Here is a 12,899-nt window from a genome sequence, read left to right on the forward strand (position 1 = left end):
AAAAGAGCCGTGTCATTGAGACTATTTGAACCCACCGCACTTCAAATAAAAACAAAAATCTTATCAAAAGAAGTACGAGCATCTGAGTTTATCGACCAGCTTTTTGGACGGATCAAAAATGTTGAACCAAGCATTCAGGCTTACATAACGATAAACGAAGAAGAAGCCTTTAAAAAAGCAATAGAAATTGATAAAAAAATTGAAAATGCCGAAAAGGTTGGCCTGCTTGCAGGTATCCCGGTAGCCGTTAAAGATAACATCTGCACCAGGAATTTATATACCACCTGTGCCTCAGAAATACTTAAGAAGTTCATTCCACCTTATGACGCCTTTGTTGTTAACCGTCTAAAAAAAGAAGATGCCATAATAATTGGTAAGACAAATTTAGACGAATTTGCAATGGGGTCATCTACAGAAAATTCTCGTTACAAAGTAACACGTAATCCCTGGAATCTTGAATATGTCCCTGGTGGCTCTAGCGGGGGTTCAGCCGCTGCCGTAGCTGCTGACCTTTCATTAATTGCCTTGGGATCTGAAACAGGCGGTTCTGTCAGACAGCCTGCGGCACTTTGTGGTGTCGTTGGTGTAAAGCCAACATATGGCCGGGTATCGCGGTATGGTCTTGTGGCCTTTGGATCTTCTCTCGATCAGGTCGGTACAGTAACAAAAGATGTGGGCGATGCGGCTCTTATATTGCAAGTAATCGCAGGTTATGATTTGCACGACTCTACATCCGCAAATGTACCCGTTCCTGATTATTTAAATGGAATTGATTCTGGTATTAATGGTTTACGCATCGGCATTCCAAAAGAATACTTTGCTGCTGGTTTAAACGCAGACGTCCTTAAAGCACTTAAGGATGCTTTGAAAGTATATGAACATCTTGGTGCAAAAATTATTGATATATCTTTGCCGCATACAGAATATGCCGTTGCAGTTTATTATATTGTCGCAAACGCTGAGGCAAGCTCAAATTTAGCACGTTACGATGGTGTTCGATATGGATACAGAGCGTCCAGATCAAATGGAATTATTGACATGTATTGCCGTACCAGGTCTGAAGGATTTGGCAATGAAGTCAAACGACGTATCATGCTAGGAAACTATGCATTGAGTTCCGGCTATTATGATGCTTATTATTTAAAAGCATCTAAGGTCAGGAATTTAATAAAACAGGATTTCGATGTTGCCTTTGAAAAGGTTGATTGCATCATTTGTCCTACCTCTCCTGCGCCTGCCTTCAAAATAGGGGAGCGTGCTAATAATCCATTAGAAATGTATCTTTCCGATATCTATACCATTCCGGCAAATCTTGCCGGCATTCCAGGTATCTCTATCCCTTGTGGGTTTTCAAAAGAAGTTTTACCTATTGGAATGCAAATTCTTGCAAAACATTTTGAAGAGAAAAAATTATTACAAATCGCATATGCTTTTGAGCAGGAGACTGATTTCCATTTAAAGAAACCCGTATTGAAGGTTTCTTCAGTGTAAGGATAATATTCAAAAGGCTTTGGTGTATGGAATACGAAGTTGTTGTCGGTTTAGAAACTCATGCAGAATTGGCGACCGTAACGAAATTATTTTGTGGATGTAGCACAAAATTTGGTGCTGAGCCAAATACGCAAGTCTGTCCTGTATGCCTTGGCATGCCAGGAGTTTTACCTGTAATGAACAAAAAGGCTTTTGAATATGCATTGAAGGCTGCCATTGCTCTCAATTGTAGGATTGATGAGTTCACGAATTTCGACCGAAAAAGTTATTACTACCCCGATCTACCCAAGAACTACCAGATTTCCCAAAATTATTATAATTTAGGCGTTGAAGGGTATATGGATATCAACGTAAATAGCGTCATAAGCAGGGTTCGTATCCACAACGTTCATCTGGAAGAAGAGGCAGGGAAACTCATCCATCCCGAAGAAGTTGATGCAGATTACAGTCTCGTTGATTTTAACAGGGCGGGTGTCCCACTCCTTGAGATCGTATCGTATCCGGACATGAGAAATGTGGACGAGGTGGAAAGCTACATGCAAACCTTGCGAAAGATACTTTTATATACAGGAATTTCAGATTGTAAGATGCAGGAGGGGTCTCTTCGGTTTGAAGCAAGTATTTCGCTCAGGAAGAAAGGCTCTGATAAACTGGGCAACAGGGTAGAAATAAAGAATCTTAATTCGATGAAGTCTGTTTTGAAGGCTATTGAATATGAGGCAAAGAGACAGTCTGAGGTATTAGACCGGGGAGAGACAGTTGACAGGGAAACGAGGTTGTGGGATGAAGTAAGCGAAAAGAGTGCCCGTATGCGCTCAAAAGAAGAGGCGCAGGATTATCGATATTTTCCTGAACCTGACCTTTTGCCCGTTTTGATTGATGAAAAATGGCTGTCTGCGATAAAGGTCTCAATACCTGAGCTTCCTCTGGAAAGAAAACAACGGTTTATGGAGGTGTTTAAACTTTCTGATTACGATGCCAGTGTCCTTACCGAAGATAAGGTGCTTGCAGATTTTTTTGATGAATGCGTAAAGATAATGGATCGTCCAAAGGCCTTCTGTAATTGGATAATCAATGATCTTTTGAGGGAAGTAAAGGACAGAAAATTAGATATCGATAATTTACCGATCAAAGCCAAACAATTAGCTGGCCTGGTTGAAATAATTGAAAAAGGTGCCATCAGCAGTACCATTGCAAAAGAAGTATTTTCTGAGATGATTCAAACAGGAAAAGGACCTCAAACAATTATTGAAGAGAAAAAATTGGCACAGATCAGTGATGAAGGGTTGATTGAAGCAGTAATAACGAAGGTTATATCAGGCAACCCGGATGCGATAGAGGATTACAAAAAAGGGAAAAAGAATGCCCTCACCTTTTTAGTAGGGCAGGTCATGAAAGAGACGAAAGGCAAGGCCAATCCAAAAATAGTGAATGAGATGTTAGTGAAAAAAGTTGGTATATAAAAAATTAGTTTTGGTATAATCCCATTTTGAACACGATTACTGTAACGATAAACCGTATGTTTGAGGGAAAAGCAAATGGGACTTCCTTCAGTAAAAAAGAGTGATCAGAAATATACATGGGATGACTATCTTACGTGGCCAGAGCATGAAAGATGGGAGATTATTGATGGTGTAGCTTACAATATGACTCCGGCTCCATCGGTAAGGCATCAGATTGTAGCTGGTAAATTTTTCAGCCGACTGGAACAAAAGCTAGCGAACAAAACATGCAAACCATTTATAGTCCCAGTTGATGTAATTCTTTCCGAATATAATATCGTCCAGCCTGATGTATTTGTTGTTTGTGATAAGAATAAGATTGCTGAAGCCAATATAAAGGGATCTCCTGATCTTGTTGTGGAAGTCCTTTCACCTGCAACTGCTCTCATGGATTTGAGAGAAAAGAAACGTCTTTATGAAAAATTTGCTGTAAAGGAATATATTGTCATCGATCCCCTTGAGGAATATGTGGAGAGGTTTTGTTTAGGTGCAGATGGGACTTATAATAAGGGAGAGGTGTTTGGTTCTCAGGAGGTCTTACAGTTCAAGTCGGTTGAGGGAACTGAAGTAAATCTCTGGGAAATTTTCGAAGTTAAGAAAGTGTGAAGGATTATCTTATTGTCAACGCTGAGCAAGGAAAGCTATTTCATTAAGGAAGGCAACTTGATCGTTTCTCCGGCTACCATGAAAGCGCCTCTCCCGCGATGATGGATCGTACGTGGGTCTTTGTTCGCGGGGTCGATCCACGCTTTGAGTACCTCGAGGATGAAGATGTTGTATTTGGCTACCATCTTCCCATCGAAGACCTTGCATTCGAGATTCGCATAGCATTCGTCGATGAGCGGTGCCTTGATGCACGAGGCTGACGTCTGCGTGAGCTCAAAGGTTTTGAACTTGTCGACCTTACGTCCGGAGGTATTCCCGCAGCCCACCACCTTTTCAGCCAACTCCACCGTCGGGATGTTGATTACGCATTCCCTGGTTGCTTTCAGGATGTCGAACGTGTAATTTCGATTGCTAATCACGCAACCTACGATCGGCGGCTCGAAATCTATCATCATGTGCCACGACATGGTCATAATGTTTGCCCGCTCCTTGCTGGTGGTTGTGACCATCACCACTGGTCCAGGTTCGAGCAGACCATAGACCTTGAGTAAGGGAAACGATTTTTTCACTATTTTGGAACCCTTATTTTGGGCGGTTTTCATGATTACCTTTGTCTTTCCGTATGAATGTCGAGGTAAGTTTGATGTTGCTGACGAAGCAATTGACAGGCTCAGAGCTGGTGCCGACTCTACAAACTGGCCATTAGCCATTCCCATGTTTCGCAGATTCTTCAGGTCAGTCCACTGCAACCGTGCCAGGATTCTGTACGAACCAGACGATAACTTTTAGGGTCTCAGCATGTCTTACTCCTTACGACAAAACTCATTGGCGGGCATAGCCCGTCCACAGGAGCGCTTTGAGCGGTACACGCCTGAAATTGTACATGATATCGATTTAAAGGACAGTAAATATGGAAGGAAAGAGATGGAAGGAATAGAGCAAATTATCAGGGGATTGAAACAACGACAAAAAGACGACAACAAATTACTCGAAAAAGGGATGGAAATATTTGACGCACTGTATCAGTATTATACATCTATATAGCCTTACATAAATAAAGTGACATTACAAAGCTCTGGAATGGCTCTGTTAGCTGATTTCGAGAATGTTTCACATCTCGAACTAAAGCAATGCTATATTATGAGAGGGGAAAACGAACATGCCACCTCTTGACATTCATTTTCAAAATAGTAAAGAAAGAACAGGGAAGACGTATGAGGAACTTCATCACTGGATTGATGATAATAAGGCAAAGGCACCGGAAATCCACGACCTTGGGAAAATTCACGAGAACATAGCAAAATTTATTTGTAATTATAAGTAGTTTCTTATTATGCTTTTATTCAAAATGATTAGGTAGTGTTTCGAATCCACTCCTAATATCCGGGGAGTCTTCATATACAAAGACTTTGCCAGCTTTTGTATTCGAATGAACTTTTTTAAGGAGGTTACCATGAAAAAATTATTTGTGACGTTAGTCGTTTGTCTGTCGAGTTCATTAATTTCCGGTTATGCCCATGCGCAGCAGGGGCAAAAGCTTACAACATCTGAAATCCTCGGGGAAAGAAGGGAATATTATTTTGATGATAATAAAGTCGATGAATTGCCCGTAGGGTTTCAAAGCGCCTTTACAGGGAAAGGAGAATCAGAACGCTGGATAGTTAAGAAGATTGAACATGCTCCTTCGGCAGACAATGTGGTTGTACAGACAAAACTGAATGATACGGACTATCGTTTTCCACTCCTGATACTGGACGGGGTGTCGTATAAAGATTTCATGGTATTTGTAAAATTTAGGGCTGTCAGCGGGAAGACCGACCAGGCCGGCGGGCTGGTCTTCAGATATAAAGATAATAATAACTATTACGTGCTCAGGGCCAATGCCTTAGAAAATAATGTTCGGTTATATACCGTAATTAATGGAAACCGGAGACAGATTGCAGAGAAAAATACAAAGGTAACATCAAATGAGTGGCACTTACTCAAGGTCATTTGCAAGGCAGACAAGATTCAATGTTTTTTTAATAATACAAAGGTGTTTGAAGTGTCGGACGATACTTTTGATAGCGGGAGTGTAGGACTTTGGACAAAATCGGATTCTTACACCTTTTTTGATGACATGGTGATGCAGGAAATGAAATAGTGCGTTGCTTAGAGGCGTCTCTATTCGTAAATGGTTTTGAGACTAAAGCACGGATAAATAAGTTTGTCCATGCCACCCAATTATTAAGTTGGCGCTATGATGTTGAATAATTTATTTACCTGTTGTTGCGTTACTGTATATGTGGAAAAACCAATTACACATGGCGTTATTTGTCCTAGCAGGCCTTATTATGCCCAAAGAGGTGCTGGCATTACGACCATTTGTCGCGACAGATGCGGCGTGGTCGAACCAAAAATAATCGAAATAGAATTGGGGGGTGTTTGGATTGCATGAGCAAAAACATCCGGGCCCCGATGAAATAACCCTGGAGGCGCCAAGCATCCGCTTTAATTACGGACTACTGTGGGACAGTGAGATTGTACTGGTGACTGTAGGTGAATTCATTGATAACAAATATACAGGTACGTTGGGCATAAAGGAGAAACAATTTGCCAATACGGCAGGCTTTTATAAGAAAGTCTGGTGGCGCGGAAGTGACTGGATACCCAACCTCGCCACTGAAACGGGTATTGTATTTCCCACAGAAAAAGGTACCTCTGGATTGGACTTTGAAGGTACTGGCATCCTTTCCTGGTACCTGGAAAAGTTCATCCGCCGTCTGACACTGGGTGGAGGCACAGAAAAAGAAGCCTTTGAACACAACACGCGCGGTCTCTTTATTTATGGAGTCATTATCCTGGGATACGGAGTGCGGTTTTTACCGTTATCCAGCCGTATCATGGCGAATTATTTTAAACAGATCCCCAATTCCATGGAGGAGTCAGGTGCAGTAATTGGCGCATCATGGTTTACTGTTTTCAGGAGGATTTTGATACCTTTGCAGGGTTACGGAATAATTGCCACATGGCTGATTTCCTTTATGTTCTGCGTTGGAGAGTTGGGTACGACAATATTGGTCTATCCGCCAGGGCACGAGACCCTTCCCATAGCCCTATTTACTATCATGGTAAATAGCCCGATAAATATTGTTTCAGCACTTTCTGTTGTAATAGTAGCGATGACTTTGTTACCTGTGGGGATATTTCTTGTTATATCAAAATATTTAGTGAAATCATGGCGAATACTCTTGATGTAAAAAATTTAAGAAAGAGTTTTGATAAAAGAGAAATTGTAAAAGGTATTTCTTTTGAGGTTGAGAAAGGGCGGCTCCTGGCATTATTAGGACCCTCAGGATGTGGGAAGACAACGACATTAAGGATGATTGCAGGTCTTGAGGTGCCAGATGACGGAGAAATCAGGATAGAAGGCACACTTGCAAATCAAGGGCGGAAAACCTTAATCCCTCAAAAACAAAGGCACATCGGAATGGTATTTCAGGACCTTGCACTCTGGCCACACATGACGGTATATGAAAATATTGAATTTGGATTAAAGGCAAAGGGATTTGCAAAAGTTGAGCGGCGGACAAAAATTGATACTGTTTTGAGCAAAGTCAACATGCAAAAATATACTAAAGTGTACCCTGCAAGGCTCTCTGGCGGACAGCAGCAATTGATTGCTATCGCACGGGCAATTGTTACTGAACCCAGGCTGCTCCTTATGGACGAACCCTTATCGAATATCGATATAAAATTACGTGAGGATATCAGGCAGGAAATCAGGCGTATTCAGCAAGAGACGCAAATTACAACCGTCTATGTCACTCATGACCAGGAAGAAGCCTTTCTTTTAGCTAATAAGGTAGCAGTGATGAATGCAGGAATACTGGAACAAGTAGGCAGCCCGGAAGAAATTTATTCTTCTCCGGCATCGCTTTTTGTGGCTGGTTTTGTGGGAGAATCAAATGTTATACAGGTAAAAATAGTTGGTAAAGATAAGATATTAACTCCATGGGACGAATTTGTTTGCAATACAAAAGGACAAAACCAAGGAAATGCCTTCCTCTTCTTCAGACCGCATCATGTGAAGATTGAGAAGAGCGGTCATATTGACGGTGTAATTATAAACCGGAACTTTTTAGGGGAAGGGTACAAGTATTATGTTTTAACTTCGGGTAAAGAAATTAAATTGCAAATTCAGGAAATTTATGAGGTAGGCCAATCTATAAGGTTCTCCATTACAAAAATGAAGGTTTTCTTTTTCTGAGGTATTAAAAAAACGGATTGTGTTGTTTCTCCTCTCCAATGGTGGTAAATATCCCATGTCCTGGGTATACAATTACATGGTCTTTTAAGATAAACAGACGGGTTCTTATTGAACTTATTATCTTTTCATAAGAACCGCCATAGAGATCTGTCCTTCCAATCGACCCCGCAAAGAGAGTATCTCCCACAAATACTGCATCATCAATGAGGAAGCATGTGCTGCCCGGAGAATGTCCTGGGGTGTGTATGACCCGTATCGTTTCATTCCCAATAAAAATTTCCTCATTGTCGGTAAGTGGTCTGTCTATCTTTGGAATAGGAATGGACGGCAATCCAAAGGCATCCGTTTGATCATTGAGATAATTCAAAAGTGGAATATCTTCCTGATGAAGCAGGAACTTTGCGCCAGTCAAATCTTGCAAAGGCCTTACTCCGCCCACGTGATCAAAATGGGCATGCGTGTTTATCATGAGTCGTAAGGTGAGATCATGTTTTTTTACTATATTCAGGATTTCTTCATGGTCACCACCGGCATCAATAACTATTGCTGCGTTGTCTTTTTTGGAACCGATAATATAACAGTTCACTGCTAGGGGACCTACTGCTAATGTCTCAAAGATTATGTTGGGTAATTTCATGAGTTGGCAAATCTGATTTTGCAATAGTATTGGAGCGCTCTTTTATTAAACGTCTCATTTTCCATTGATTTTTTTACATCTATAGTTTCTCTCGCAAATGTACTGTGACAATTCTTGCAGCGCCACAACTCATGATTTTCGAATAATCCTTTTTGTTTTTGCAGACCAATAAATATGAAAGTACTGCCGTTACAATGGGGACATACAAACTCATCCTGAATAGTATTTTTGTTTTCTTTAATAACCATAATTACACCTGCCTTCTATGAATGCGTAGTTATTAAAATTCTTACGTTGTCCTATAATATGTATGATTTTATAGAAAAGTCAACAATAGCCGGCCGAAAAAGGTGAGGAGTCGCACAATACATCCTAATTATAGATATTAGAAGGGCTTTTGTGCATTAAGGGACATTCCTGTCTCTACTTAATCAATTATTGTAAATAACATTGCTATTCTTACTGCTGTCCCGTTTCTTATTACGACGGGCTTTTAGATTCATAGATGCCTTTGCATCACTATAACAATCATCACAGCCATAAGGATATTCGTGGCAATGTGAACAATCATTCTTAAAATGCTTTTTCATGACGAATTTTCTCCTTCTTCTCTCCTATCTAACTGTTTCTGTTTGTAATATTCATTTGAATGAGTGTGTTCCAGAAACAGTTTATAATTCGTATATTTTATCCATATCTCAAATTCCTGAAATTCTTTATCCAGACTATGGACATAAATGTGAGTTTGATGTTTAGTAACAGTAATACTTTTCATAACAATAAACAGGAAATAATTGTTTCTTTCATGCTGTTTTACAATAAAATATATTTTAATTTGTGACTTTTATCATAAACTTTTATACTATTAATTCGCTGTTCAGAGTAGTGTTATTATCGGCTCTTTACCTTGGAAATTTAGGATATTTTTATGAACTTTATCCCGAAACAACACCTGGAAATTGGCAACTACCTAAAATACATCGAAGAAATCCTCAACAAGTGCGATAAGGGAATTGAATACTGCAAGATTTGTCCCAATGAGTTCGTATGTTCAGAACTGGAAAAGGACGATTTCGGTTTAGCTGGTTCAACCATATCAGATGTATTAACTGCCATCCAATATGCCCTCAGTAAGGTTCCTGGATATCTAAACCCCAAGAAAAGGAATGAACTCAAGGATCATATAAGAAACTACATTAATGAATCCCCTACTCATGAAAGAGGCATTTGGGAAAACAGCATCATGGATATCTTACTCGATGACAAGCTTGCCAATCAGGCATATAAACCCAGAGTAAAAACAGGTGAGATCAGGACACTTCTCACCTATAACTCCAGGATTAGCTTTTCTACTAGTTTGAAATGTTCATACTCAGAAAACGAAACATCGTTCCGGGATATTTCAGTGACTTTACCTGGGGAAATTTTTTCAAATAGTATTTCGGGTGTGAATCATTTTGTCCAGTCCAAACACATCAACAATATAATTATTCCCCTTACAACTCATATAAAATACGGCATGGAAAAGGGTATGACTGAAATCGTCCAAAGGTGTAGTTTAAACGAAGCGGAGCTTGCAGCCGCTTTATGCTATTACGCCTTACTTACAAATGCCCCTATTCCAGAAAATATTGCAGTGACAGGTGGGTTGGATAGTCAGGGAAAAACGCTTAGTACGGAATCACCGGATGGCAAAATAGAAACGGTTTTGAGGGAATTGCATTTCGTGGACACAATCATCATTGCAAAAGGTGCATCATTGAACATCCCTGTCCCTCAGAATATAAGCATAATCGAGGTCAGCGATCTTGAACAGGCATTTGATAGCGTATTCAAATAACGACGTGGCAATTTACCTTCGAAAACTTTACCCGGAAATCAGAAACGAGGTTTTGAACATTTGAATTTGTAATTTTGAAATTGTGTTGAGTTTTGGCAGGAAGGAGGATGCATGAAGGTTAAAACAGTTTTCACTACTGTACTAATTTTCCTGTTGATCACAAAGCTGGGAGTTGATAGAGTCCGTGCGGATAGAGTAAATACTTCAATCCAAAAAATTCAATACCCGTCAGACTGGGCAATTAACCTGGATCGTCGCACTGATACAGAGGATATAGTAAGAGCTCCATTTGGTAAAATCGAATATTTAACAAGTCAGGTAACCGGTATAGGGCATGGACGTCCAGGCACTGAGGAGTTTCTCAACGCTGAGATTCTGGTTAAACTCAAGGAAGATAGCAATATATACGGATTTAGTTTGGTATATTCCGACGGACGCGGACACGGAACTACTGGAGCAATGTTTGATACGCTTCTAGCAGCGCTTGTTAACGATCTGAGGGTAGAAATCCTCTATTATAAGAAGGACGGAGCAAAACAGATTGTACGAGTTACAGTTAAAAAATAGGCGATGGCATATCAAAACCGGGATCAACAAAATTGTGTTTCAGAGCCAAATAAGGAATTCCAATATAAAAGGATGGCACGAACTTCGCCGTAAGCGTTCAGTTGAACGACGAACTTGTTTGTCCATGCTTTTCTAATTTTGTGACCTGATATCTTAGTGGTTTAGACAGTCAGATTCGGTCTTAATACAAAGGCAATAAAGAGTTCGCCCATCCCGCTGGAAAGCAAATTCATAAAAATATCCCTTACATCAAAAACCCACAAGGGTAAAAAGGCGTAGATTGCCGAAACATACGAAATAACGATCCCCCATTGCCATTCCCGGGAGATTTTTTTCAAAAAGCTGTAATTAATGTTTAGGGACACAATTCACTTATTGTTAAGCTGTTTTACGGAAGGATTCATAGTACATGATAGAAGTAACCAAAAGAGTTAAAATGAAAAATCAAAATGCAAAATGTCACACTAAAATTGCCATACTAAAACTTCACCGTCAATCCCTGGGCCATCTTGATTTCTCTGGCGTGGTTGACCGTCCATGCCGTACGGTGCGTCACCACATCAATCAGTGTACTGGCCGATGGCAATCCCGTCCCGCTCTTTTTTACGCCACCAAAGGGCAAATGCACCTCAGCCCCAATCGTGGGCAAGTTCACATACCCGAGGCCATATTCACAATCATCTCGTATCCTCTTCGCATTCCGAAAGTCTTCAGTAATTACTGCACAAGTGAGACCGTAGTCCGTATCGTTATGCACCTCTATAGCTTCGTCAATATCTTTTACCGGGATAATAGCGACATGGGGGCCAAAGACCTCTTCACGAAGCACCCGGCTCTTTGGATTGTTCTGCATACGATACACGAATGGAGACATAAAATAGCCCTTTTTGTATTCATTACCCGTGAGTCTTCCACCATCCAGCAGCATCTTTGCACCCTCCTTTTTTGCCAGATCATTATATCGTGTAATCTTTTCAGTTGCCGCCTGGTTAATCACAGGACCCATAAACACATTTTCGTCAAGGGGATCACCGATTCTCATCCTTTTGGTTGTCTCAACAAATCTCCTTTCAAATTCAGCCAATACCTTTTCGTGAATAATTAACCGGCTTGCAGAGGTACATCTCTGTCCCGATGTCTTAAAGGCGCTGATAATGGCTGCATTTACCGCGACGTCCAGGTTGGCATCGTCGAGAACGATTAAGGCATTTTTGCCGCCCATCTCGCAGGCGCACATCTTATCGTAAAATCCGGCAACAATTTGCTTTATTTCTGAACCTACGTCATTGGAACCCACAAACAACACTACATGGGTATCCGGATGTTTCACCAGAAAATCCCCACATCCTCCCTGTACCACGTTAATAACACCCGGCGGGAACCCTGCCTTATGTGCATACTCGGCAATCTTATTTGCCGTACATGCCGTCTCCCTCGAAGGTTTGAGAACAACCGTGTTTCCTTCCACTACCGAGGGACAGATGAGCCATAAGGGAATGGCAAAAGGAAAATTCCACGGTGTAATTGCCGCTACAACCCCCTTGGGTTTCCGGCGCAGAAAAGCATCTTTTTCCGGAATTTCAGAATCAATCACATCACCGTGAGGCATCCTCACGGTACCGAATACATACTGGCACATATGAATTCCTTCAGTAACATCGGCGCGTCCTTCGATAATTCCCTTTCCACATTCTTTTGTTACCAGTCGTGATAGTTCTTCACGATCTTTTTTCAGGAGTTGGGTAAATTCGTCCAGATACTCACCGCGTTTAATGCGGGACAAGCGCCTCCACCCATAATAGGCCGCTTTTGCAGCGCTGACGGCATTATTCACATCCTGTTCCGAAGAAAGGGGAAACGTCCCCAATACCTCATTGAAATTAGCAGGATTTCTGCTTTCAAACCGATCGCCGGAAGTGCCATCTACAAATGCCCCATTGACATAATTTTTCCCTTCCATAGTTCTTCTTCCTCCCTCATAGATTTATAGAGGTTTTACCTTGCGAA

The 12,899-nt window shown here is 41.0% G+C and carries 15 protein-coding genes; 11 read left to right on the forward strand and 4 right to left on the reverse strand.

Annotation, left to right across the window (positions count from 1 at the left end; all coding sequences use genetic code 11):
* Positions 1-15: 15 nt before the first annotated feature.
* The 3 genes from gatA to BROSI_RS15125 all read left to right on the forward strand — a co-directional run bounded on the left by gatA (position 16) and on the right by BROSI_RS15125 (position 3,599).
* A complete protein-coding gene (gene gatA / locus BROSI_RS15115; protein ID WP_052564612.1) occupies positions 16-1,491 on the forward strand; it encodes an Asp-tRNA(Asn)/Glu-tRNA(Gln) amidotransferase subunit GatA in 1,476 nt (491 codons plus the stop codon).
* A gap of 26 nt (positions 1,492-1,517) precedes the next feature.
* The gene (gene gatB / locus BROSI_RS15120) at positions 1,518-2,954 is read left to right on the forward strand and encodes an Asp-tRNA(Asn)/Glu-tRNA(Gln) amidotransferase subunit GatB (RefSeq protein ID WP_052564613.1); all 1,437 of its coding nucleotides are present in this window, start codon (positions 1,518-1,520) and stop codon (positions 2,952-2,954) included.
* 75 nt (positions 2,955-3,029) lie between these two features.
* Entirely contained in the window at positions 3,030-3,599 is a 570-nt protein-coding gene (locus BROSI_RS15125) for a Uma2 family endonuclease (protein ID WP_052564614.1), read from the forward strand.
* 35 nt (positions 3,600-3,634) lie between these two features.
* On the opposite strand, the gene BROSI_RS15130 is transcribed toward BROSI_RS15125, so the two are convergent.
* Complete coding sequence (locus BROSI_RS15130; RefSeq protein WP_052565885.1) at positions 3,635-4,171, reverse strand: flavin reductase family protein; 537 nt, start codon at positions 4,169-4,171, stop codon at positions 3,635-3,637.
* Between the two features lie 28 nt (positions 4,172-4,199).
* Between BROSI_RS15130 and BROSI_RS19985 the strand changes: the two genes are divergently transcribed.
* From BROSI_RS19985 to BROSI_RS15150, 6 genes are all read left to right on the forward strand, one after another.
* On the forward strand, positions 4,200-4,388 hold the full coding sequence (locus tag BROSI_RS19985) for a hypothetical protein (protein WP_157842555.1): 189 nt from the start codon (positions 4,200-4,202) through the stop codon (positions 4,386-4,388).
* A 9-nt stretch (positions 4,389-4,397) separates the two neighbouring features.
* The gene (locus BROSI_RS15135; protein ID WP_052564615.1) at positions 4,398-4,643 is read left to right on the forward strand and encodes a chromate resistance protein ChrB domain-containing protein; all 246 of its coding nucleotides are present in this window, start codon (positions 4,398-4,400) and stop codon (positions 4,641-4,643) included.
* 115 nt (positions 4,644-4,758) lie between these two features.
* The gene (locus tag BROSI_RS19990; RefSeq protein WP_157842556.1) at positions 4,759-4,923 is read left to right on the forward strand and encodes a hypothetical protein; all 165 of its coding nucleotides are present in this window, start codon (positions 4,759-4,761) and stop codon (positions 4,921-4,923) included.
* A 129-nt stretch (positions 4,924-5,052) separates the two neighbouring features.
* Positions 5,053-5,742: a 3-keto-alpha-glucoside-1,2-lyase-like domain-containing protein gene (locus BROSI_RS15140; protein ID WP_052564616.1), complete on the forward strand. Its 690-nt coding sequence runs from the start codon at positions 5,053-5,055 to the stop codon at positions 5,740-5,742.
* A gap of 286 nt (positions 5,743-6,028) precedes the next feature.
* Complete coding sequence (locus tag BROSI_RS15145; RefSeq protein ID WP_157842557.1) at positions 6,029-6,838, forward strand: ABC transporter permease; 810 nt, start codon at positions 6,029-6,031, stop codon at positions 6,836-6,838.
* Positions 6,817-7,848, forward strand: a complete 1,032-nt coding sequence (locus tag BROSI_RS15150; protein WP_052564618.1) for an ABC transporter ATP-binding protein — start codon at positions 6,817-6,819, stop codon at positions 7,846-7,848. Before BROSI_RS15145 ends, BROSI_RS15150 begins: the two co-directional genes overlap by 22 nt.
* Positions 7,849-7,852: 4 nt before the next feature.
* Here the strand turns inward: BROSI_RS15150 and BROSI_RS15155 are convergent, their stop codons facing one another.
* Positions 7,853-8,485, reverse strand: a complete 633-nt coding sequence (locus tag BROSI_RS15155) for an MBL fold metallo-hydrolase (protein WP_082059234.1) — start codon at positions 8,483-8,485, stop codon at positions 7,853-7,855.
* 928 nt (positions 8,486-9,413) lie between these two features.
* On the opposite strand from BROSI_RS15155, the gene BROSI_RS15170 reads away from it, so the two are divergent.
* Both BROSI_RS15170 and BROSI_RS15175 read left to right on the forward strand, forming a co-directional pair.
* Positions 9,414-10,325 carry a hypothetical protein gene (locus BROSI_RS15170; RefSeq protein ID WP_052564621.1) on the forward strand — a complete coding sequence of 304 codons (912 nt, stop codon included), beginning with the start codon at positions 9,414-9,416 and terminating at the stop codon, positions 10,323-10,325.
* Between the two features lie 111 nt (positions 10,326-10,436).
* Positions 10,437-10,892 (forward strand): hypothetical protein, encoded by a 456-nt coding sequence (locus BROSI_RS15175; protein WP_052564622.1) that lies wholly within the window; start codon positions 10,437-10,439, stop codon positions 10,890-10,892.
* A gap of 161 nt (positions 10,893-11,053) precedes the next feature.
* On the opposite strand, the gene BROSI_RS20230 is transcribed toward BROSI_RS15175, so the two are convergent.
* Entirely contained in the window at positions 11,054-11,257 is a 204-nt protein-coding gene (locus BROSI_RS20230; RefSeq protein WP_052564623.1) for a hypothetical protein, read from the reverse strand.
* Positions 11,258-11,370: 113 nt separating this feature from the next.
* A complete protein-coding gene (locus BROSI_RS15185; RefSeq protein WP_052564624.1) occupies positions 11,371-12,852 on the reverse strand; it encodes an aldehyde dehydrogenase family protein in 1,482 nt (493 codons plus the stop codon).
* Positions 12,853-12,899: the final 47 nt, after the last annotated feature.

Origin of the sequence: Candidatus Brocadia sinica JPN1, from assembly GCF_000949635.1 — a bacterium.
GTDB lineage: Bacteria > Planctomycetota > Brocadiia > Brocadiales > Brocadiaceae > Brocadia > Brocadia sinica.